Origin of the sequence: Pseudohalioglobus lutimaris (assembly GCF_002866825.1) — a bacterium.
Classification (GTDB): Bacteria; Pseudomonadota; Gammaproteobacteria; order Pseudomonadales; family Halieaceae; genus Halioglobus; species Halioglobus lutimaris.
The window spans coordinates 173,060-193,701 of record NZ_PKUS01000002.1; the positions used below are offsets into that span (position 1 = coordinate 173,060).

Annotated in this window: 26 protein-coding genes; all 26 read right to left on the bottom strand. The window is 58.3% G+C overall.

Annotated features, from left to right (window positions below):
• Nucleotides 1-10: 10 nt before the first annotated feature.
• On the bottom strand, nt 11-1,258 hold the full coding sequence (locus tag C0039_RS03065) for an Nramp family divalent metal transporter (RefSeq protein ID WP_101517203.1): 1,248 nt from the start codon (nt 1,256-1,258) through the stop codon (nt 11-13).
• The gene (locus tag C0039_RS03070) at nt 1,248-2,318 is read right to left on the bottom strand and encodes a hypothetical protein (protein ID WP_076000580.1); all 1,071 of its coding nucleotides are present in this window, start codon (nt 2,316-2,318) and stop codon (nt 1,248-1,250) included. The genes C0039_RS03065 and C0039_RS03070 overlap by 11 nt, the downstream gene beginning before the upstream one ends.
• Nucleotides 2,318-3,172, bottom strand: a complete 855-nt coding sequence (locus tag C0039_RS03075) for an ABC transporter ATP-binding protein (protein ID WP_101517204.1) — start codon at nt 3,170-3,172, stop codon at nt 2,318-2,320. Before C0039_RS03075 ends, C0039_RS03070 begins: the two co-directional genes overlap by 1 nt.
• Entirely contained in the window at nt 3,172-3,543 is a 372-nt protein-coding gene (locus C0039_RS03080) for a GntR family transcriptional regulator (protein ID WP_076000578.1), read from the bottom strand. The genes C0039_RS03075 and C0039_RS03080 overlap by 1 nt, the downstream gene beginning before the upstream one ends.
• A gap of 15 nt (nt 3,544-3,558) precedes the next feature.
• Nucleotides 3,559-4,371 (bottom strand): GIN domain-containing protein, encoded by an 813-nt coding sequence (locus tag C0039_RS03085; RefSeq protein WP_101517205.1) that lies wholly within the window; start codon nt 4,369-4,371, stop codon nt 3,559-3,561.
• Nucleotides 4,372-4,373: 2 nt separating this feature from the next.
• Nucleotides 4,374-4,673 carry a hypothetical protein gene (locus C0039_RS03090; protein ID WP_076000577.1) on the bottom strand — a complete coding sequence of 100 codons (300 nt, stop codon included), beginning with the start codon at nt 4,671-4,673 and terminating at the stop codon, nt 4,374-4,376.
• An 11-nt stretch (nt 4,674-4,684) separates the two neighbouring features.
• Nucleotides 4,685-4,882: a hypothetical protein gene (locus C0039_RS03095; protein ID WP_076000576.1), complete on the bottom strand. Its 198-nt coding sequence runs from the start codon at nt 4,880-4,882 to the stop codon at nt 4,685-4,687.
• Nucleotides 4,883-5,004: 122 nt separating this feature from the next.
• Nucleotides 5,005-5,394, bottom strand: a complete 390-nt coding sequence (locus C0039_RS03100; RefSeq protein ID WP_232334749.1) for a group III truncated hemoglobin — start codon at nt 5,392-5,394, stop codon at nt 5,005-5,007.
• Between the two features lie 74 nt (nt 5,395-5,468).
• Entirely contained in the window at nt 5,469-6,875 is a 1,407-nt protein-coding gene (der, locus tag C0039_RS03105) for a ribosome biogenesis GTPase Der (RefSeq protein ID WP_076000575.1), read from the bottom strand.
• Nucleotides 6,875-8,047, bottom strand: coding sequence for an outer membrane protein assembly factor BamB (gene bamB, locus C0039_RS03110; RefSeq protein ID WP_101517206.1), 1,173 nt, complete (start codon nt 8,045-8,047; stop codon nt 6,875-6,877). The genes der and bamB overlap by 1 nt, the downstream gene beginning before the upstream one ends.
• A 2-nt stretch (nt 8,048-8,049) precedes the next feature.
• Complete coding sequence (locus tag C0039_RS03115) at nt 8,050-8,757, bottom strand: YfgM family protein (RefSeq protein ID WP_076000573.1); 708 nt, start codon at nt 8,755-8,757, stop codon at nt 8,050-8,052.
• A gap of 25 nt (nt 8,758-8,782) precedes the next feature.
• Complete coding sequence (gene hisS, locus C0039_RS03120) at nt 8,783-10,069, bottom strand: histidine--tRNA ligase (protein WP_101517207.1); 1,287 nt, start codon at nt 10,067-10,069, stop codon at nt 8,783-8,785.
• A 25-nt stretch (nt 10,070-10,094) separates the two neighbouring features.
• Nucleotides 10,095-11,225, bottom strand: a complete 1,131-nt coding sequence (ispG, locus tag C0039_RS03125; RefSeq protein ID WP_076000571.1) for a flavodoxin-dependent (E)-4-hydroxy-3-methylbut-2-enyl-diphosphate synthase — start codon at nt 11,223-11,225, stop codon at nt 10,095-10,097.
• A complete protein-coding gene (locus C0039_RS03130) occupies nt 11,215-11,691 on the bottom strand; it encodes a helix-turn-helix domain-containing protein (protein ID WP_165787021.1) in 477 nt (158 codons plus the stop codon). The genes ispG and C0039_RS03130 overlap by 11 nt, the downstream gene beginning before the upstream one ends.
• A gap of 1 nt (nt 11,692) precedes the next feature.
• Nucleotides 11,693-12,463 carry a type IV pilus biogenesis/stability protein PilW gene (gene pilW / locus C0039_RS03135; RefSeq protein ID WP_076000569.1) on the bottom strand — a complete coding sequence of 257 codons (771 nt, stop codon included), beginning with the start codon at nt 12,461-12,463 and terminating at the stop codon, nt 11,693-11,695.
• A 16-nt stretch (nt 12,464-12,479) separates the two neighbouring features.
• On the bottom strand, nt 12,480-13,628 hold the full coding sequence (gene rlmN, locus C0039_RS03140) for a dual-specificity RNA methyltransferase RlmN (RefSeq protein WP_076002306.1): 1,149 nt from the start codon (nt 13,626-13,628) through the stop codon (nt 12,480-12,482).
• 18 nt (nt 13,629-13,646) lie between these two features.
• On the bottom strand, nt 13,647-14,072 hold the full coding sequence (gene ndk, locus C0039_RS03145; RefSeq protein ID WP_076000568.1) for a nucleoside-diphosphate kinase: 426 nt from the start codon (nt 14,070-14,072) through the stop codon (nt 13,647-13,649).
• A gap of 199 nt (nt 14,073-14,271) precedes the next feature.
• Nucleotides 14,272-14,466 carry a Fe-S cluster assembly protein IscX gene (iscX, locus tag C0039_RS03150; RefSeq protein ID WP_076000567.1) on the bottom strand — a complete coding sequence of 65 codons (195 nt, stop codon included), beginning with the start codon at nt 14,464-14,466 and terminating at the stop codon, nt 14,272-14,274.
• A gap of 54 nt (nt 14,467-14,520) precedes the next feature.
• Nucleotides 14,521-14,859, bottom strand: a complete 339-nt coding sequence (gene fdx / locus C0039_RS03155) for an ISC system 2Fe-2S type ferredoxin (protein ID WP_101517208.1) — start codon at nt 14,857-14,859, stop codon at nt 14,521-14,523.
• Complete coding sequence (gene hscA / locus C0039_RS03160; protein ID WP_101517209.1) at nt 14,856-16,736, bottom strand: Fe-S protein assembly chaperone HscA; 1,881 nt, start codon at nt 16,734-16,736, stop codon at nt 14,856-14,858. Before hscA ends, fdx begins: the two co-directional genes overlap by 4 nt.
• A complete protein-coding gene (gene hscB, locus C0039_RS03165; protein WP_076000565.1) occupies nt 16,737-17,276 on the bottom strand; it encodes a Fe-S protein assembly co-chaperone HscB in 540 nt (179 codons plus the stop codon).
• A 30-nt stretch (nt 17,277-17,306) separates the two neighbouring features.
• Nucleotides 17,307-17,630, bottom strand: coding sequence for an iron-sulfur cluster assembly protein IscA (gene iscA / locus C0039_RS03170; RefSeq protein WP_076000564.1), 324 nt, complete (start codon nt 17,628-17,630; stop codon nt 17,307-17,309).
• Nucleotides 17,630-18,016, bottom strand: a complete 387-nt coding sequence (gene iscU / locus C0039_RS03175; protein ID WP_101517210.1) for a Fe-S cluster assembly scaffold IscU — start codon at nt 18,014-18,016, stop codon at nt 17,630-17,632. The genes iscA and iscU overlap by 1 nt, the downstream gene beginning before the upstream one ends.
• A 10-nt stretch (nt 18,017-18,026) precedes the next feature.
• Nucleotides 18,027-19,241 carry an IscS subfamily cysteine desulfurase gene (locus C0039_RS03180; RefSeq protein ID WP_076000562.1) on the bottom strand — a complete coding sequence of 405 codons (1,215 nt, stop codon included), beginning with the start codon at nt 19,239-19,241 and terminating at the stop codon, nt 18,027-18,029.
• Between the two features lie 24 nt (nt 19,242-19,265).
• Nucleotides 19,266-19,739, bottom strand: coding sequence for a Fe-S cluster assembly transcriptional regulator IscR (gene iscR, locus C0039_RS03185; RefSeq protein WP_076000561.1), 474 nt, complete (start codon nt 19,737-19,739; stop codon nt 19,266-19,268).
• Between the two features lie 86 nt (nt 19,740-19,825).
• Complete coding sequence (gene trmJ, locus C0039_RS03190; protein WP_101517211.1) at nt 19,826-20,572, bottom strand: tRNA (cytosine(32)/uridine(32)-2'-O)-methyltransferase TrmJ; 747 nt, start codon at nt 20,570-20,572, stop codon at nt 19,826-19,828.
• Between the last annotated feature and the right edge of the window lie 70 nt (nt 20,573-20,642).

The following is a 20,642-nucleotide window of genomic DNA, read 5'->3' on the forward strand; positions in this document are numbered from 1 at the left end:
TGCAGCGCGCTCAACCGGCCAGGCCAAAAACCTGCAGCAGTTTGAGCGCACCCAGGCCCAGGGTCACCAACACCACGGCCACCCCAAGCAGGTTACTGAGCGGACCATTGCAATACTCGCCTAGTTGCCGCCGACTATTCATCACCAGCAACAGAAAAATTGCGCATATGGGTAACAGGAAACCATTGGCGGCCTGGGCAAAAAGTATGGCCGCCAACGGCCTGGTGCCGATAACGGCAAAAAACACACCACAGGCCAGCACGGCAACCCAGACCATACGAAACCGGGGAGAGGCCATACCCTGCTCCCAGCCCAGCGCGCCGCACACCGCATAGGCCGCCGCCAACGGCGCGGCCACGGCACTGGAAAGCCCCGCGGCAAACAATCCAAGGGCAAAGAAATAGCGAGCGAAAGCACCCAGTACCGGCTCCAGTTGCTGCGCAATATTGGCAGCAGAAACCACCCCGCCTGTACCAAAAAACGCCGCGGCAGAAGTACTCATGATGGCCAGCGTAATCAACCCACCGAGCCCGATAGACAATCCACTGTCGACCCTCGCTGCACGCAGTGATGCATCCAGGGGGTACTGAGTTCCCCACTTTTCCTGTACCGCACTGGCATGCAGGAACAGGTTATAGGGCACCACGGTGGTGCCAATCAGTGCGATCGCGGTGAGCAGTGAACCGGCGGGGAGAACAGGGCTGAACATTCCACTCAGAAGCACACCCAAGGGAGGACGTACCATCAGAAAGGTCAACAGGAAAACTGTGCTCATCAGCAGCACCAGAGCAACCAGCACGCGTTCGATCGCGCGATAGCGACCGCTGGCCAGCAACGCCCCGGCTGCTGCGCCAACAGCCAGCGACCACACCGGGGCCGAGACGCCGCTAATTTCCTGCAGGCCAAGCGCAGCGCCGGTAATATTGCCTGCCTCGTAGGCGGCATTGCCGACCCCTATAGCAGCCACCACCAGGATCACAGCGGCCTTGCCGTACCAGTGACCGGACAGGGACTCCCGCAATGCCTGTGCCAGACCCTTGCGGGTCACCAGCCCCAGGCGAGCAGACATTTCCTGTAACACTGCCGTGGCGAGAATCGAGAACAGCAGCGCCCACAGCAGTGCGTAGCCAAAACTGGCGCCGGCGACGCTGGCAGTGGTTACCGTGCCAGGGCCAATAAATGCAGCTGCAACCAGCAGGCCAGGACCAAAGAACCCCGGGGACCGCGCGCCCTTATGTGGGTCCGCTTCAGAGCTCAAAGCGGTAGCGCCGCAGGTACACGCAGGCGGCAAGGCTTGCGGCGGTGAACGCAAGACCAGCAAACAGGCTGAAAAAGTCGAATTGCTTCCAGAACAGACTATGGAAATAGAAAACCTCAGTGCCTTGCCCACCGATGAAATGTGGCAGATGGTTGCTCACCGCCGTCAACACGAAATCGCTGCCTAGCAGCAACCTTTCCAGCAGCATCAGGGCAACCACCGGCGCAAACGCGACCATAAACGGCGCGCGCCTGGCCCACGCCGATGCAAGCATCAGCCAGCCGTATGCCGGTGCCACCCACAGAGCCGTCATCACCCAGCCGCCAATCTGCTTCAACAACAGATCGGCAACACGAATGTTGCCCAGTATGATATCGAATGGGTCAAGCTCCATACGCCAGACCAGCAGCATCGCCAGCAACACGAAAACCAACTGCAGCAACAGGGAGACGCCGATATAAATGGCTGGGGCGACCACCAGAGCGATGGCCATACGGGTCAGCACCTCCTCCCATTCGGACACGGGCATCGACTTCCAGAACAATATGCTGCGGTCCTTGCGGTCATTAAACAAACACCCCAGCAGATAACTGACCGTCACCAGCACCAGCACTATCAACAAAAGACCGTGCACCAGATGCAACGCCGGATTCAAACTGCCGACCTGCTCGGATTCGTATTCAGGCTTGTCCCGCTGCTGCGGCTCAAAACGCCACTCACGGTCAAAGTTCCAGTCCTCTTCCGGCAGAGGCTCGTCCAGGCTCTGTATGCGCAGTTCGGCTGCACCCCCAGCCGAGGACGACTGGGCCGAACTGTCTTCGTCATGATCATCTTCAAGACTAATGGTAATGACCGGCGAGATACCCATCTCCTCCGCCATCACTACTTGCAGGAATGTATCTCCCATAGCGGTGATACGGTTGGCAAGCAGGACGCTGAGCAACATCAGTACTGAGAGCACGCCGGCGATAATAAGCGGTGTCCACAGCAGGGAGAACCTGTACTCCTGCAATTCCTTTTGCAGCAGGGTGAACAGGCGCATTGAACGAGTGGCTGCCATTATTGATCTCCTCCCATCATCGCCACAAACAGGTCAGACACCGAGGGCGTGCGCAGCTCTCCCAGAGGGGCCAGCGAATCACGCGCTATGTCCTCGTAGATTATCGCCTTGCCACCAAGGATGCTGTGCGATCCCAGGTGAGGGATACCCTGCGCTTTCACCGCGCTCTCACCGACCGTGTTGAGCTGCACAAACTGCTGCTCTATCTGTTCCATGGAGCGCGACAGCACCAGCTTCCCGTGGTTGAGAAACATCACGTCGGTAAGTATATGCTGCACCTCGTCGACCTGGTGTGTAGAGATAATAATGGTGCGCTCCTGATCAAAATAGTCCGAGATCAGTTGCTCGAAGAAACGCTTACGGACCAGTATATCCAGACCCAGCGTGGGCTCATCAAGTACCAGCAGGCGCGCATCAATGGCCATGACCAGCGCCAGGTGCACCTGTACCATCATGCCCTTGGACAGGTCGCGGATACGCCTTGTGAGTTTTACCTCGGTATCACGAAGAAAGGCCTCTGCCTGCTCCCTGGCGAACCGGGGATGGACGCCGCTGGCATAATCAAGCAGTTGCTCTACCCGCATCCAGCCTGGCAATACGGCCGTGTCGGCTATAAAGCAAACCTGTTCCATCAGTTGCGCGCGCTGCGAGCGCGGGTCCTTGCCCAGTACTTCCAGTTCACCCTCGAATTCACTCAGGCCCAGCAGCGACCGCAACAACGTGGTTTTGCCTGCACCGTTGGGACCGATCAGGCCCAGCACAGAGCCCGTGGGCACCCGGAAATCAATATTGTCGACCGCTTTGATATCAGCAAAGCTTCGAGACAGGCCACGCGCCTCGACGATAGTTTCCATCAGCTTTCACCCCCTGTTTGCAGCAATAACTCGGCTAGCTCCCGCGTTTCCATACCCAGCACCCTGGCGCGCGCGAGGAAAGCGGGAACCTCCTCGTCAACAAACTGCTGCTTCTCATCCCGGGTGAGCGCAGACCGGGCGCCTTCCCTGACAAACATGCCCAGACCCCTGCGCTTCTCCAGCAGGTCTGCGTCCACCAGTTCCTGATAGGCTTTGCCCACGGTCAGGTGATTGATCTGGTAGTCGGCTGCAACCTGGCGCACAGATGGCACCGCCTCACCTTCGGCGAAACTCCCATCCATAATACGCTGCGCCACCAGGTCCCTGAGTTGGCGGTAAATAGGCTGCTTTTCGTTCCACTCGACAGTCAAGACACGGTCTCCAGGTCAGCGACGGCGATTAAGGTCTCCGGAGCCCAGGACATTGCTATCCAACTCCGGCGTACCGGCGTAGAAAATATCGCCACTACCAATGATGTTCGCCTGCAGTTCACCCACTTCGCCGATCCGGGCATCGCCTGAGCCGACAATATTCACTTCCGCAGATTCCGCATCCAACTCAGCAAGATTAATCTCACCGTTGCCGACAATATTGAACTCAACTGACAGGGCCTTGCGGCGCGTACTCTGTACGCTGATATCACCCGAACCACTGACCATTGCTTCAACACTGTCTGCAGCGAGTTCCCCGATGGCCACATCACCAGAGCCGGAAACCATTAACTCCAGGCGCTTTGCCTCGAGCTCCGCTGCCTGCACATCGCCGGAACCGGCCACATTGAGCCGCACCGTGTCCCCGGTCACCGAAAACAGCTTGATATCGCCGGACCCTTCAACCGTGACCCGTATGTCATCCACTTGCAGGGGCCTCACAAAGACATCGCCGCTGCCACTGAGGCGTATTTCACTCAGCCGCATCACGCTCAACTTGTATTTGACGCTGGAGAAGTCCTCCCCGGGATTTGCCTGCGAGGCACCCAGTATCAGGGTATTCCCCTTCGTATAAAAAGGCTGCGAGGACAGATCATCGCTATCACCCCTGACCAACAGCAGATTCTCATCGCCCTGGCTGATTTCGACTTCCACACTGCCCACAACATGGACGCCCTCAATTTCCAGGTCACTCACCTGCAGCGTCTCAGCGCCCAGCGCCAGGCTCCAGAAGGCCATCACACCCATCATTGCACTTCGAAGAATCATTGTTATCGCCCCCACGCCGCTCGCGAATCATCCGCGGACCGCTCACGTCCCATTATCCACTCTGACAATAGTGCCACCGGCACCAGGCATAGCAAGCTCATCAGGCCTATTCCCAGCGTTGCCACCAGGCCACGCAGGGTGATACCACCGCCCGGTCCAGCCGCCGGCATATCGCCCTCAGCCACCGGCGCATCCAGGCAATAGACATCCCTTGCCTCGGCCGCGTCGGCCGGGTTCGGGGTCGCCACGGCCAGTACCGCAGTAGACAGGGTAACAACCAACAGCAGGCAAATTCGCCACATGACTCGCTCTCCTACAGCCGTGTGCTGTGTTTCTTCGGGGCAAACCCGGACAGCGCCTCGGAAAGCGCCGCCGCCGGTACAAAGCACCAGAAGGCCGCCACCCCCATGCCCAGGGCGGCCAGCATTGCACAGATGACGAAAAGCCCGGCATAGACCAGCACGCGCTCGTCGCTTTGTACCAGTACATTTTTTCTCGGCTTGATGCTCATCTTTAAACTCTCTGGTTGATATGGTGTTATGCATAACTATAACACTATATTCAAATGCCGCAAGTTTTCGATAAGAATAATTAAATATGCTTTTAATTCAGAGAGTTAGGATAAATAAAGGGTTAGCCAGGGAGTCCCTCCCGCATATTGGTGGCAATCGCCACCGCTATACGGCGCGCCTTTTCAGCGTAAGGGCCGGCGTAATCCGCATCCAGCGTCGCCTCAAACAGGCCAATCCACCGGGCAAAGTCCTGTTCACTCAGGGCCCGGCGTGCGTGTAGCTCCCGGTGGATAGCCATGGTATGGCGCCTGTACCCCGACTCACCCAGCAGCAGCTTGCACCAGTAATCCTTGATATGGGTAAGATGAACCTCGAGGTCGATAGCGGCCACGTCGAGAAAAATCGGCGCAAGCTCCGGGTCAGCCAGCACCCTGGCGTAAAAACCCTCGATGAACTGCTCGATGTTGGCGCGACTGTCGAGATCAGCGCACACGAAAGAGGCCTTCGTCACCAGGTTGACGTACGCCCGGCTGGACCCCACTTTTCAGCATCGTCGCCAGCGCGGATACGCCATGTCGATCATTGTTACTTCTTCTTTTTCTTGTTCTTTTTAACATGCGCCATCATCCGCCGCTTGCGCTGCACCTGGCGTTGCGTGAGCTTATTGCGCTTCTCGGAATAGGGATTGTCGGAAGTACGGAACTCAATGCGTACTGGAGTCCCCACCAGCTTAAGCTCGCGGCGGTAGATTTTTTCCAGATAGCGCTGGTAACTGTTGGGGACCTTGCCAGTCTGGTTGCCGTGAATAACGATAAGCGGCGGGTTCTGTCCACCGGCGTGCGCATAGCGCAATTTGATGCGGCGACCATTCACCATGGGTGGTGCATGATCGAACACTGCACCTTCGAGAATACGGGTTAACGCATTGGTAGACAGCTTGCGTGTGGCTGACTCGAAAGCCGCGTCAATGGACTTATAAAGGTGGCCCACCCCGGTGCCATGCAATGCAGAGATAAAGTGCGTGTCTGCGTAGTCGGCGAAAGACAGACGGCGGCCCAACTCGCTCTTTATCCAGTCTCGCTGATCGGGCTCGACGCCGTCCCACTTATTCACTGCCAACACCAGTCCGCGACCAGCCTCAATACAGTGTCCAAGCAGATGCATGTCCTGGTCGACGATGCCCTCATGGGCGTCCATGACCAGCACCACCACATGCGCATCGTCAATCGCCTTCAGCGTCTTGACGATGGAAAATTTCTCTACGGTTTGCTTCACGTTCTTGCGTCGGCGCACACCAGCAGTGTCGATCAGCGTATAGTCACGGTCGCCGCGCTGGTAATCAATATAAATACTGTCCCGGGTGGTTCCCGGCTCGTCGTACACCACCACACGGTCCTCGCCCAGAAGGCGATTCACCAGGGTGGACTTGCCCACATTGGGCCTGCCGACAACAGCCACCCGGGTGCTGTTGGGAAATGCCTCGTCTTCCTCGACCTCTTCTGCGGGAAACGACTGCAATACGTCCGCGATCATGGCGCGTACACCGCGGCCATGACTGGCCGCAATCCCGAACATGGACTCAACGCCCAACGCATAGAAGTCACTCATGGCAACGTCAGCGTCGATGCCGTCTATCTTGTTGACCACCAGGTGGAAGGACTTGTTACGTTGCCTGAGGTGAAGGGCCAACGACTGGTCAGCCGGATTCAGCCCCTCTCGCGCATCCACCATAAACAGCACGGCATCGGACTCTTCGATTGCCACCAGTGACTGCTCGGCCATCTCCGAATCGATACCGTGCTCATCGCCACTGATGCCACCCGTATCAATAACCACAAAAGGTCTATCACCCGAGCGCGCCTCGCCATATTTGCGATCGCGAGTGAGGCCGGGGAGATTGGCTACCAGCGCGTCGCGGCTGCGGGTCAGCTGGTTGAAAAGCGTCGACTTGCCGACATTGGGGCGCCCTACCAGGGCGATAACAGGAATCATCAGTTGATGGCTGTTATCTCATAGGCAATGAGCTTGCCGTCGTTGGTAAAGACGTAGAGTACATTACCGTCGGCGAGCATGTTGGCGCGAGCCCCGCCACCCCCCGGCCTGACCCGGCCAACAAATTTGCCGTCAACCTGGGACATCAGGTGCAGATAGCCAGCGTAGTCCACCACAGCGAGATAGCTACTCACCGGTGTGGGCCGGGAAAGTTCGCGATAACCCAGGGCGTCCTGCTGCCAGCGCAGCCCCTGGCCATTGCGCAGATAGGCGCTGACGGTCCCGTTGTCATCAGTCACGTAAACATTACCAAAGCCCTGGGACACCCCGGAGAAAGAGGAGACATCCTTCTGCCAGGTCTTGCGGCCTGCAGCCACATCGATCGCCACAACGCGCCCCTGGTAACTGGCGGCATAGAGTTCATTGCCGATCAGCGCCATTGCCCCATCGACATCCACTATTCGCTCGATCTCCGAACGTCCCTGGGAAATCGCGACGCGCACCTCCCACTTCACGCCACCATTGCGGGCGTCAAACGCTATAACACGGCCACTGGCAAAACCGGCATAAACCGTGTCGCCATTAATGATGGGCGTACTGGTGCCGCGAATAGTGAGCACTGGCACGTCACTGTCATAAGTCCACAGTTTCTCACCGGTGGCGAAATCCAGGCCCTGTAACTTGCCGTCATAGGTCTGGGCGACGACCACTTCCCCGTTGCTCTGGGGTGGGGCCAATACCTCCCCCTGCAAGCGAGTGGACCACTGCAACTCTCCGTTGACGGCAGAGACTTTCAGTACAGAACCGTCGGAACTACCCAGAAACAGGGAATCCTCATAAAGTCCTACTCCGCCAGACAGCCCGGTGTCCAGTTCGGTGTCCCAGAGTGTCTTGCCGCGCTCGCGGTCCACCGCCTTGATCTCGCCGTCGGCGCCGGCCGCATAAATAGTGTTGCCGACCATAACGGGTTGTAGCTTGTAGAGACCCTTGCCCTGACCATCACCAACACCCGTGGACCAGAGCTTCTTGATCTTCACGGTCTCTTCGATATCGACCAGGTCAACCGGTGCCGTTGGATCGTCATCGTCGACCTCAAACCAGCCCTCGATGGTGCTGCAGGCCCCGAGACTGAGCACCAGAAGCAGACTCAACAGCCACTGTGTTGAACGCATGTCTAGTCCTCCCCGCCCGCAGCATCCTGCTCCGAAGCGGTGGGCGCAGTCACGGAGAAATCACGCGGGGCCTGCTGACTCAGGCTCTGCAGTTTTTGCTGTAGCATGCCCATATTCACCTGGCCTTCACCACGGGATGCGAGCACAACCGCTGAATTGTATGCCTCGCGCGCCTCGTCCTCACGCTCCAGCAGGAGCAGAGTGTCGCCGCGTGCAACCTGGTAGGTCGCGGCATAAGCCCCCGGGTCGGCGCTTTGCAGAATAGTCAGGGCCTGTTCCGGGTCACCGCTTGAAGCCAGCACCCGGGCCAGGCGCAACTGCGCCAGCAACATGGTGTCCGAGCCCGGGTCGGCTTTGCCGAGTACCCACCGCAGCTCAGACTCTGCTGTCACCAGGTCCCCCGCGTTCACGGCTAGCCTCGCCAGGTGTAACCCGGCGAATTGAGCATAAGCGCTGCGGCTGAACTCCAGTTTCATTTCCCTGGCGACATCCCCGGCAGCGCTTTCGTCACCGGCAGACAATAGCTGCAGCATATTCTGGTAACTGGCGGAAGCACCCTCTTCCTGGCCCTGCTGATAGCGTTGCCACCCCTGCCAGCCAAGGCCCAGGCCAACGGCAACAATCACGGCGACAATGATAGAGCGGCCATTCTCATCCCACCACTTCTTCAGCGCTTCTACCTGTTCTTCTTCAGTGCGGTACTGTTCCACTTTCGCTCTATCCTCTCACTAAATCTCAGTCTGCAAGCAAAGCCCGCAGGGTTTCTTCCAGTTGCTCGCGGGCCACGGATTGCTGGCCCTGTTGTGCGTCGTTCCTGCTGCGCAGGGTTTTGAGGCTGACGGTGCCGGCGGCCACTTCGTCCTCTCCCCATATCAGCGCCACTCTGGCGCCGCTTTTATCTGCCTTTTTCATCTGACTTTTGAAGCTGCCGCCGCCCGTGTGCTGCACGATTCTGAGGCCAGCAAAGACATCACGCAACTGCTCTGATGCCGCAACAGCCTCTCGCTGTGCAGCATCCCCATAAGCAACCACGTAGACGTCAGCCGCTGCCACAACCGGCGGCAGCTGCTCACAGGCCTCCAGCAGCAGCACCAGGCGCTCGATACCCATGGCAAACCCCATGCCGGGAACGGGTTTGCCGCCCAACTGCTCAACCAGACCATCATAGCGTCCGCCGGCGCAGACCGTGCCCTGGGCACCCAGCCGATCGGTAACCCACTCGAATACGGTCTTGTTGTAGTAATCCAGACCACGCACCAGCCGCGGGTTCTCGGTGTAGGTGACGCCCGCGGCGTCCAGCAATTCCTTGACCCGGGCGTAATCTGCCCTGGACTCGGCGTCCAGGTAATCGCCCAGCGCCGGCGCAGCATCAAGCAGCGCCTGGGTGGCTGGGTTTTTACTGTCCAGAATGCGCAGGGGGTTGCTGTCCAGACGGCGCTGGCTGTCTTCGTCGAGACTCTCCCTGTGCTGCTGTAAATAGTCCACCAGCGCTTCACGGAAGGCGCTTCGGGCCTCAAGACTGCCGATCGAATTCAGTTGTAATTGTACGTCAGCGGAAATGCCCAGCAGCCGCCACAGCCGCGCACTAAGCAAAATAACCTCCGCATCCATATCCGGCGTGGCGACACCAAAGGCCTCGACACCGATCTGGTGAAACTGACGCTGGCGACCCTTCTGCGGCCGCTCGTAGCGGAACATGGGTCCCGCGTACCATAGCCGCTGGGTCGTATTGAGCAGTCCGTTCTGGATTGCCGCGCGCACGCAGCCTGCAGTACCTTCCGGACGCAGGGTGAGGCTTTCACCGTTGCGATCGTCGAAGCTGTACATTTCCTTCTCCACGATATCGGTGACTTCACCAATTGAACGCTTGAAGAGGTCGGTCTGTTCGACAATGGGCATGCGAATCTCGGCGTACCCGTAACTGGCCACCAGTTCTCGCACCGTGGCTTCCACATACTGCCAGATCGCTGTCGCATCCGGCAGGATATCGTTCATCCCGCGAATGGCTCGGATATTACTCACATTGGCTCCGTTATTTGTGGCCGGGTCAGGCCGATGTCTTGACGATCAGCCTTTCGGCTTCCTCGGCACGCTGTTGCTCCAACTGTGCCGCCTTGTCGCGTATTACCTTTTCGAGATGGTCGACAAAGTCCTCATTGCTGATCTTGTGGTCCGGCTCGCCGTCGACGTAGATCAGGTTGCTGGGGGTGGCACCGGTGAGGCCGACATCAGCCTCTCGCGCTTCACCCGGGCCATTGACGATACAGCCTATGACCGCGACGTCCATGTGCGTGCGCACGTCCTCAAGACGTTGCTCCAGCGTGTTCATGGTGGCCACCACATCGAAGTTCTGCCGGGAACAACTGGGACAGGCGATAAAATTGATGCCGTTGCTGCGCAACTTCAGGCTCTTGAGAATTTCAAAACCTACCTTTACTTCTTCCACAGGGTCAGCAGCCAGGGAGACGCGCAGGGTGTCACCGATCCCGTCCATCAGCAACATGCCCAGGCCAACAGCCGACTTGACCGTGCCGCCGCGCAGGCCGCCGGCCTCGGTGATTCCCAGGTGTAACGGTTGCTCAATCTGCTTTGCCAGCAGGCGGTAGGCGTCCACCGCCATAAAGACTTCGGACGCCTTCACACTGATCTTAAAGTCGGGGTAGTTATGCTTGTCGAGTATATCGGCGTGGCGCATGGCGGATTCCACCAGTGCCTCCGCCGTGGGCTCGCCGTACTTGCGTTGCAGATCCTTGCCCAATGACCCTGCGTTCACACCAATGCGGATGGGAATACCCTTGTCCCTGGCGCTGTTGATCACTTCACGGACCTTGTCGTCCCGGCCAATGTTGCCCGGATTGATACGCAGGCAGTCAACGCCGTATTCAGCCACCTTCAAGGCAATTTTGTGGTCAAAGTGAATGTCTGCCACCAACGGCACATCTACCCGCGCACGGATCTGCTTGAAGGCCTCTGCGGCATCCATGCTGGGTACGGAAACGCGCACAATATCAGCGCCCGCGTCCGCAATCGCCTGAACCTGTGCCACCGTGGCATCCACGTCACAGGTTTCAGTGTTGGTCATACTCTGCACACTGATCGGGGCATCACCACCCACCGCCACATCACCGACATAGATCTTGCGGGAGACTCTGCGTTTGATGGGAGATTCAGTCTTCATAGTTCACCTGCGGGGCCTCTGCTGTAGGCGCTTGCACCTCGTTAGGTTGTACAGACGCGGGGATAACTTCATCCTGGCCCTGCCAAAACCACAGGGCAAAAACCATAGCCAATAGAATCACCAGACCGATCACCACGCCTGTTCCGGTACGCTGTAACTGTAAGGGGCGTGTTTCAACGCGCTTCTTCTCCTTCTCCCAGTGCTCACGCTGCTCATCGAAGGCCCGCAGTAATTCGGTCTCCTCCAGTTTCATCAACTGCCCGTAGGCTCGCACATAGCCGCGAGCGAATGCCGGACTTCGCAGCGCCTGGTAATCATCACGCTCAAGGATGCCCACGTAGCCGGGCATCAAATTCAGTAAATCCTCTACTTCTCGCTCAGACAGTTCTGTCTGTAGACGCGCACTGCGCAGCATAGTGCCTGGCGTAACAAAGGCATCAACCTGTAGTGGGGTATCGACAGTCAAATCACGGGCCCCGTTGATACGCCTCGTACTCCGCTGACTTCGGGTAAAGGTTGGACAACGCCAGCGCATAACTGCCTTCGGCGTCCCGGTCCCCGGTTTCCCGCGCCAGACGAATTCCCAACCACAAACCACGTGCTGACTGTTGCCGCACTACCGTTCTATAGGTGTCGTAGTACTGCTCGGCCGTCTTGATATCCCCTGCATCGTAACGCAATTGCGCCAGCTCCAGCAGGGCGATACTGTTAGTACGGTCCATAGTCAGCGCACGCCGAAAAGCCTCTTCCGCGGCCAGCGAGTCAAATAACTGCACCCGACATAGTCCCAGGTTAACAAATGCCCTGGGCCGCGCCTTGTACAGCGAATCCTTTACCACGTATTCCAGCTGTTCTGCCGCCTCGTCGTAGCGCTGCTGCGAATAGAGGAACGCGGCATAATTGTTGCGGGCCCGGGAGAACTTCCGGTCCAGCCGAATCGCAGTGCGATAACTTTCTTCCGCCAGCTCAAACTCACCGGTGCTCTGATACACCAGCGCAAATGCCTCATGTACTTCAGCATTGTTGGGGTCGATCTCGTAGGCAAGCCTGAGATTGCGTTTGGCATTATCCCAGTTGCCTTCACCGATGTACTGGCGGGCCAGCTCAACGCGACGCTCCAGCGCAACCCCGGGGTCCGCTTTTTCGGTGAATACGCTGTCGGTGGTGGTCACACAGGCACTGAGCAACAGTGCGACAACCGCCACCAGGGCGAAACGCGATTTCCTCCCCACAATCATCACTGCCTCGCTTCCCTCAAGGGTTTTTCTCCATATTCTGTGCCGCCTCGCGATAGCGTTCGCTGCGGCGGGTACGGTCCACTACCTGGCCTACCAGTTGCCCGCAGGCGGCATCAATGTCATCTCCGCGAGTAGTGCGCACGGTCACAATATATCCTGCATCCACCAGTACTTGCCAGAAACGTGACACCGCATTACCACTGGGTCGCTGATAATCAGATTGCGCAAACGTATTAAAGGGGATCAGGTTTATTTTGCAGGGAAAATCACGTAACAACTCCGCCAGTTCGACGGCGTGCTCGCGCTGGTCATTTACCCCGGCGATCAGCGTGTACTCAATGGTCACCACGCGCTTCCTGTCTGACTGGGCATCAATGTAATTGCGGGCGCTCTCCAACAGGCGGGCGATAGGGTACTTGCGGTTGATCGGCACCAGCTCATTGCGCAGGGCATCATTGGGGGCGTGCAGCGAGACCGCCAGAGACACCTCGCTAACCTTCGCCAGCTCATCGAGTGCCGGGACCACGCCTGAGGTACTGAGCGTCACCCGGCGCTTGGAGATGCCATAGGCATTGTCTTCCATCATCAGGTCCATCGCCGACACCACGTTGTCATAATTGAGCAGGGGCTCCCCCATACCCATCATCACCACATTGGTGACCACCCGGCCCTTGCCAGAGCGGAAGGCGTCATAGGATTTGATCGCCAGCCATACCTGGCCAATGATTTCCGCAGCCGTCAGGTCGCGCTGAAAGCCCTGCTTGCCAGTGGAACAGAAACTACAGTCCAGGCTACAACCCACCTGCGAAGACACGCACAGGGTGGCGCGTTTGCCGTCGGGGATCAGGACAGTCTCCACCAGACCACCGCCTTCCACGCGAATTGCCCACTTGCGGGTACCGTCGCTGGAGTCGTGTTGGCTAACGATCTCCGGTGGACGAACCTCGGCTGTCTGCGCGAGCAACTCACGCAACCCCTTGCCGAGGTTGCTCATTTGTTCAAAATCCGTAACCCCGTGATGATGTATCCACTTCAGCACTTGCCGGGCGCGGAACTTTTTCTCCCCGATATCGAGGAAATACTGTTCCATTGCATCCAGCGGCAAGCCCAGCAGGTTCACCCTGGCAGGGTCCGGCTGTCTCGCGTCGACTGAAGTGGCGATCATCTGGGTCACGGCAATTACCTAGCGCTCACAGATCTCGCTGGCGGCGAAGAAGTAGGCGATCTCGCGCGCGGCGGAAGCAGCAGAGTCTGACCCGTGCACCGCGTTGGCATCGATACTGGAGGCGAAATCGGCACGAATAGTGCCCTCGGCCGCTTCCTGTGGGTTGGTAGCGCCCATCAACTCGCGGTTCTTGGCAATTGCGTCTTCCCCCTCGAGAACCTGGACGACCACAGGCCCGGAAGTCATGAATTCCACCAGGTCCTTGAAAAAGGGACGCTCGCGGTGTTCGGCGTAAAAACCACCCGCTACCACATCTGACAGACGCAGCATTCTGGAGGCGACAATCTGCAGCCCATTGGACTCAAAGCGAGAATAGATCTTGCCGACGATGTTTTTGCCAACGGCATCGGGCTTGATGATGGAAAGGGTGCGTTCTACTGCCATGTGAGGCTCTCCAGTTACGTTACAAAGGTAAACACCCGTCCCGCGAGCTGCCTTTTCGGCGCCGCGTGGGCAGGTGCGGATAAAACCGCGCAATTATACGGGCTTTGGGTGGGGGTTTCACCCTGAAGACGGTGCAGGAAGGAGAATAAAGCCCCGTTTTATCAGCAGCTTACGGGGAGCCCAAATAATACCGCCCAAATCAGTCCAATTCTTCTATCCAGGCGGCCTGGATAGCCTCGAGTATCTTCTCGCCACAGTGGTCGGGATCATCGTCAAAACCGGGCAGAGCCAGCACCCAGGAGCGAAGATCGACGAAGTTGATACTGAGCGGATCAACGTCCGGCCGGGCCTCGGTCAGCTCTATGGCGATGTCAGTGATATCTGTCCAACGCATGCCGAATTACCTCCTGTCGTTGCTCTGTTTACTGCGCCAGGTAGCCTGAGCCGGTCAATGGCGCTCAGACACCATATTGATAGTGTAGCGCGGTATCTCCACCACCAGGTCTTCATCGGCGACGACCGCCTGGCAGGAGAGACGGGAGTCAGGCTCCAGCCCCCAGGCCTTGTCCAGGTAATCGTCTTCCAACTCATCCGGCTCTTCCATGGAGTCATATCCCTCGCGCACGATCACGTGGCAAGTGGTGCAGGCGCAGGACATTTCACAGGCGTGCTCTATCTCAATATCGTTGCGCAACAGCGCTCGACACACCGTTTCTCCCGGCTGCGCCTCTATAACCGCGCCCTCCGGGCAAAGGGTTTCATTGGGCAGGACTACGATACGGGTCATTCGTTTATCTCCTCGTCCAACTCCTGCAGGCTGACGCCGGCCAAAGCCTGTTTAATACTTTTATCCATGCGTCGCGCGGCGAAAGCCTCACTGGCGCGCCCCAGGGCATCGGTCAGCCGACGCATCAGCTCCACGTCTTCTCCCTCAGTCGCAGCGTATAACTCACGCATTTTTTCGTGCAGCGCCTCACACTCGGCCTCGCTGAGCAGTTCTGCGGCATCTTCGCCCAGGGCGCTTTCCAATCCCTCAAGCAATTGCCGCGCATCCAGGCGCCGCTCCGCCACCTGCCGGGCCTGCTTGTCATCTTCAGCATGACTGAAAGAGGCCTGCAACATGTCGGTGATCTGCTCATCGCTAAGGCCAAAAGACGGCTTTACGGTGACACTGCTCTGTGCCCCGGTGGTTTCCTCGCGAGCGGCAACATGGAGCAGCCCGTCAGCGTCCACCTCGAATACCACCCGAATGCGGGCCGCGCCCGCTACCATAGGCGGAATACCGCGCAGTTCGAAGCGTGCCAGCGAACGCGAGTCAGCCACCAGCTCTCGCTCACCCTGGACGATATGCACGGCGAGAGCGGTCTGGCCGTCTTTGAAAGTAGTGAATTCCTGGGCGCGGGCAACCGGGATTGTGGTATTACGCGGAACGATTTTTTCCACCAGCCCACCCATTGTTTCCAGCCCCAGGGACAGCGGAATGACGTCCAACAGCAGCAGGTCTCCCTCTGGCCGATTACCGACCAGGATATCCGCCTGTATCGCGGCACCGATCGCCACTACTTCGTCAGGGTCGATATCTGTCAGGGGTTGCCGCCGGAAAAACTCGGCTACGGCCTCGCGCACCAGAGGCACACGAGTAGACCCTCCCACCATAACCACATCACCGACCCCCTCCAGTTGAGCGTCGCGCAGGCAGCGCCGGCACGCTCGAAGCGTTCGCTTCACCAGGGGGTGTACCAGCTCTTCAAACAACTCCCTGGACAGCGTTGCCTGTCCGGCGCCCGGCACAATATCCTCCACGGCGAGCGTCACACTGGAGCGGTCTGAAAGCTGCTCTTTCGCGCTGCGGGCAAGACTGTGTAGAGCCCGATGCTGCCCGGGCTCCAGGGACGGGATGTCCAGTTCCTGCAGCACCCAGGAGACGATAGCCGCATCGAAATCGTCGCCGCCCAGTGCAGTATCACCGCCCGTTGCGAGCACCTCAAACACACCCCGGTGCAAGCGCAGGATAGAAATATCAAACGTACCGCCGCCCAGGTCGTAGACAGCAATCACGCCTTCTTCGCCGGCATCCAGGCCATAGGCTACTGCGGCGGCGGTTGGCTCGTTGAGCAGTCGCAACACCGGCATACCCGCCAGGGTTGCAGCATCTTTGGTAGCCTGGCGCTGGGCCTCATCGAAATACGCCGGCACGGTAATCACCGCACCCTCGATTTCTCCGCCCAGGCTTTCGCGCGCCCGCTCCCCCAGTACAGATATAATCTCCGCTGATGCCTGCACCGGGCTGACTTCGCCAGCACTGGTAACAAAGCTGACCATGCCAGACTCACTGTCGGCCAAACGGTAGCGTGATCGCTGTGCGTCGTTCTGCGCGTCTGCCCTGCCGCGGCCCATGAAGCGCTTTACTGAAACCAGCGTATCCTCGGGATGCGCGCTGGCCATAGCCAATGCTGCAGCGCCCACCACGGGGCCCTCCTCAGCGGAGTAGTTCACGACAGAAGGCAGCATGACTGCGCCCTGGGCATCCGCCAACACGTCAGCGCGACCGCCGCGTACCGTTGCCACCAGGGAATTCGTTGTGCCCAGGTCTATCCCCACCGCGAGTTTTGCCTGGTGCGGTAAGGGCGACTGGCCGGGCTCGGCAATTTGCATTAGCGCCATCTAGCGTTCCATTAGTTCTGATTCAATCTGCTCGGCTTCCTGCAGCAGTTTTTCCAGGTACTGCATCTTCACACAGGCACTCGCTGCTGCGGGCAGCTCCGACGCCTGGTAGGCGGTCTCAAACTCCGCCTGGTGCACTTTAATGTCGCCGGAAATCTCGGCAACCAGGTGTTCGAGCACCGTATCGGGGTCCACCAGGTCGTGCAGGGACTCAAGCTTCTCACGCAACTCCATTTGCTCTATCAGGAAGCCACCATCCAGTTGCTGCCGCGCTATTTCTTCCTGGGTCATGCCGCCCAGCTCAAGCAAATAAAGCGCCCGTTTCAGCGGCGCCCGCAGCGTCGCATACGCTTCGTTGACAAAAGCGGAGTACTGCACTGCCAGGCGCTGTTCATGTGCTGCCGCCGCCGCAAAGCGATCAGGATGCAGCTCCTGCTGCAATTGGCGATACCGCTGCCCCAACAAGGTGGCATCGATCTCGAATTGCGCGGGTATATCGAACAACTGGAAGTAGTTTTGGGAAAAATTGCGGGTAGGCATAGCCCTGGCCTGGGGTTAGAAGGAGGGGGATTATACGGTGAAACTCTCTCCACAACCGCATTCCGCTGAAACATTGGGGTTGCGGAAGGCCAGACCCTCGTTAAGTCCCTCGCGGACAAAATCCAGTTCCGTCCCTTCCAGGTAAACCAGACTCTTGGGGTCGATGAATACCTTAACGCCGTAACCTTCCACCACCAGATCCTCGGGAGCCTGCTCATCGACAAATTCCAGCACATAAGCCATGCCGGAGCACCCGGACGTGGTAACGCCCAGGCGTATGCCCAGGCCCTTACCGCGACTGTCCAGTTGTGAGGCCACGTGCTTTGCTGCGGCCTCGGTGATGGTAATTCCCATCAGTCCTCTCCTCGTTTCCCGCGCAGATCCTTCACCGCCGCCTTGATGGCATCTTCCGCCAACACGCTGCAGTGGATCTTAACCGGCGGCAGGGCCAACTCCTCGGCGATCTGGGTATTCTTGATCTGCTCAGCCTCGTCCAGGTTTTTGCCTTTCACCCACTCGGTAAGCAGCGAGCTGGAGGCAATGGCAGAGCCGCAACCATAAGTCTTGAACTTGGCGTCTTCGATAACACCGTCAGCATTGACTTTAATCTGCAGACGCATCACATCGCCGCAGGCGGGCGCGCCGACCATACCGGTACCGACGCTCTCGTCGCTGGCGTCCATCTTGCCGACGTTGCGCGGATTTTCGTAATGATCCAGTACTTTTTCACTGTAAGCCATGATTGCTCTCCTAGTGGGCTGCCCACTCAATGGTATTCAGGTCGACACCGTCCTGATACATATCCCAGAGGGGCGAAAGCGCCCTCAATTTACCGACCGCATTGCGCAAATCTGCCACCGCCGTATCCACATCTTCCTCGGTAGTGAAGCGCCCGAAACTGAAGCGCAATGAACTGTGTGCCAGCTCATCATTCAAGCCCAGCGCGCGCAGAACATATGACGGCTCCAGACTGGCTGACGTGCAGGCGGAACCGCTGGAAATCGCCAGGTCTTTCAGCGACATAATCAACGACTCGCCCTCGACGAAGGCAATACTGACGTTCATTGCACCGGGTAGTCGCTGGTCCATATCCCCGTTGACATGCACTTCCTCTATATCCTTGATGCCGTCCCAGAAACGCTGACGAAGCGCTTTGAGTCGCTCCGCTTCATCGGCCATCTCTTCTGTGCAAATGCGTGCGGCTTCGCCCATGCCGACTATTTGGTGAGTAGCGAGAGTGCCGGAACGCATGCCGCGCTCATGACCGCCGCCGTGCATCTGCGCCTCCAGTCGCACCCGCGGCTTGCGCCGCACATACAGAACACCAACCCCCTTGGGGCCGTACATTTTGTGGCCGGAGAGAGACATCAGGTCTACCTTCATCTCCTCCAGGTTGATGTCGATCTTGCCGGCACTCTGCGCAGCATCCACGTGGAAGAGCACACCGGCACCGCGAGTGACCTCGCCGATGCCCGCTATGTCATTAACCGTACCGATCTCATTATTGGCGTGCATTATGCTGACCAGCACGGTGTCATCGCGCAGCGCTGCTGCGACCGACTCCGGCGTAATGAGGCCCTGCTCATTCGGGTCCAGGTATGTCACTTCAAACCCCTCCCTCTCCAACTGACGGCAGGTGTCGAGCACGGCCTTATGCTCGATTTTGGAGGTGACAATGTGCTTGCCTTTCTTCTGGTAGAAGTGCGCCACTCCCTTGATCGCCAGATTGTCCGATTCGGTGGCACCGGAGGTCCAGACGATCTCCCGCGGATCGGCGTGCAGCAAGTCCGCTACCTGGCGACGCGCCGTCTCTACTGCTTCTTCTGCCTTCCAACCATAATAGTGCGAGCGGGACGCGGGGTTACCGAAGTTCCCCTCCATGGACAGACAGTGGGTCATTTTCTCCACCACGCGTCCATCGACGGGCGTCGTCGCCAAATAATCAAAATAGATTGGTTTTTGCATTACAAACTTACTCCGTTACTGCATTCACGCCCGGCTCACCACAAGCGCGTCGTCCTGTCCCGCCCGGGCATCCTGCCGCGCGGATATGTTCTTTACTTCACTGCGCTCAACCAGGTTGGCCAGGCTGATTTGACTGAGAAAGTTATGAATCTGCTTGCTCAGATCGCACCAGAGGTGGTGTGTCAGGCACACTTCGCCCTGCTGACAATCACTGGTGCCGCCACAGCCGGTGGCATCCACCGCTTCATTCACTGCATCGACAATCTGGGCCACGAAAATCTCACCCAGACCACGGCTGAGGCAATACCCTCCGCCTGGGCCCCGCACACTGGTAACGAGGTCATTGCGACGCAGTTTCGCAAACAGCTGCTCCAGGTAGGACAGGGAAATATCCTGTCGCCCGGAAATGTCGGCCAGGCTAACCGGGCCATCATGCCCGTGGAGAGCCAGATCAAGCATGGCGGTAACGGCGTAGCGTCCTTTGGTAGTCAGTCGCATGGATTCACCCCTGCTGATTCGATAGCGGAATTATGCAATAACCTACTATTTTGGTCAACTATAAAACCAAGTGATTTACTTGGTCTTTACTCCCCGGAACGGGCTTTCCTGACCCACTTCTGCGTCTCGGTGAGAATGCCGCGGAGAATGTTCAACTCCATTTCGTCCAGGCGGACGCGGCTATAGAGTCTGCGCAGTCGCGCCATTAACTGGCGGGGCGCTGCCGGGTCGAGAAACTCAATATCTACGAGGGTGCTCTCCAAATGCTGGTAGTAGCGCTCCATATTCTCGCGCGTGGCGAAGGGCGTATCCCACTCGGCGTCTTCGGCAGCGGATAAACGGTCAACGTCCAGCAGCATGCGTAGTTCATAACAGACGACCTGCACGGCCATGGCCAGGTTCAGGGAGCTGTAATCGGCCGAGGTGGGAATATTAAGGTGCAGATTACATATCTTCAGCTCGTCATTTGTCAGTCCCCGGTCTTCGCGCCCAAACAGCACGGCCACCTGCTCAGAGGCAGACTGGGAGGCCATACGCTCAGCGCAGCGTCGTGGGTCCTGCAACGGCCAGGGAATTCTCCGACCGCGCGCACTGGTGCCCACCACAAACTGGCAATCGGCCACCGCCTCATCCAGTGAGGCGGTCACCACCGCATTGTCCAGTACATCCGCAGCAGAGGCGGCCCGCCAGCTCGCCTGCTCATCAGGAAATTGCTTTGGCTCAACCAGATACAACCGCGAGAGCCCCATGTTCTTCATCGCACGCGCCACACCGCCAATATTACCGGGGTGGCTGGTGTTGACCAGAACGATGCGTATGTTGTCGAGATTCATGTGACTGTGGGCCGTTTCGGGGCGCGAAGTTTAGCAGATTTTTTAGCGGAGTTGCTCTATAATCCCGCGC

Excerpts from the sequence above, each read along its gene's own strand:
- iscR (WP_076000561.1), bottom strand. The coding sequence starts at position 19,739 with ATGCGACTGACTACCAAAGGACGCTACGCCGTTACCGCCATGCTTGAT.
- rlmN (WP_076002306.1), bottom strand. The coding sequence starts at position 13,628 with ATGATCGCCACTTCAGTCGACGCGAGACAGCCGGACCCTGCCAGGGTG.
- C0039_RS03070 (WP_076000580.1), bottom strand. The coding sequence starts at position 2,318 with ATGGCAGCCACTCGTTCAATGCGCCTGTTCACCCTGCTGCAAAAGGAA.
- C0039_RS03075 (WP_101517204.1), bottom strand. The coding sequence starts at position 3,172 with ATGGAAACTATCGTCGAGGCGCGTGGCCTGTCTCGAAGCTTTGCTGAT.
- iscU (WP_101517210.1), bottom strand. The coding sequence starts at position 18,016 with ATGGCTTACAGTGAAAAAGTACTGGATCATTACGAAAATCCGCGCAAC.
- ispG (WP_076000571.1), bottom strand. The coding sequence starts at position 11,225 with ATGAAGACTGAATCTCCCATCAAACGCAGAGTCTCCCGCAAGATCTAT.
- ndk (WP_076000568.1), bottom strand. The coding sequence starts at position 14,072 with ATGGCAGTAGAACGCACCCTTTCCATCATCAAGCCCGATGCCGTTGGC.
- C0039_RS03085 (WP_101517205.1), bottom strand. The coding sequence starts at position 4,371 with ATGATTCTTCGAAGTGCAATGATGGGTGTGATGGCCTTCTGGAGCCTG.
- hscA (WP_101517209.1), bottom strand. The coding sequence starts at position 16,736 with ATGGCGCTAATGCAAATTGCCGAGCCCGGCCAGTCGCCCTTACCGCAC.
- iscA (WP_076000564.1), bottom strand. The coding sequence starts at position 17,630 with ATGGGAATTACCATCACCGAGGCCGCAGCAAAGCACGTGGCCTCACAA.
- iscX (WP_076000567.1), bottom strand. The coding sequence starts at position 14,466 with ATGCGTTGGACAGATATCACTGACATCGCCATAGAGCTGACCGAGGCC.
- fdx (WP_101517208.1), bottom strand. The coding sequence starts at position 14,859 with ATGACCCGTATCGTAGTCCTGCCCAATGAAACCCTTTGCCCGGAGGGC.
- C0039_RS03095 (WP_076000576.1), bottom strand. The coding sequence starts at position 4,882 with ATGAGCATCAAGCCGAGAAAAAATGTACTGGTACAAAGCGACGAGCGC.
- C0039_RS03180 (WP_076000562.1), bottom strand. The coding sequence starts at position 19,241 with ATGCAAAAACCAATCTATTTTGATTATTTGGCGACGACGCCCGTCGAT.
- C0039_RS03090 (WP_076000577.1), bottom strand. The coding sequence starts at position 4,673 with ATGTGGCGAATTTGCCTGCTGTTGGTTGTTACCCTGTCTACTGCGGTA.
- bamB (WP_101517206.1), bottom strand. The coding sequence starts at position 8,047 with ATGCGTTCAACACAGTGGCTGTTGAGTCTGCTTCTGGTGCTCAGTCTC.
- pilW (WP_076000569.1), bottom strand. The coding sequence starts at position 12,463 with ATGATTGTGGGGAGGAAATCGCGTTTCGCCCTGGTGGCGGTTGTCGCA.
- der (WP_076000575.1), bottom strand. The coding sequence starts at position 6,875 with ATGATTCCTGTTATCGCCCTGGTAGGGCGCCCCAATGTCGGCAAGTCG.
- hscB (WP_076000565.1), bottom strand. The coding sequence starts at position 17,276 with ATGCCTACCCGCAATTTTTCCCAAAACTACTTCCAGTTGTTCGATATA.
- trmJ (WP_101517211.1), bottom strand. The coding sequence starts at position 20,572 with ATGAATCTCGACAACATACGCATCGTTCTGGTCAACACCAGCCACCCC.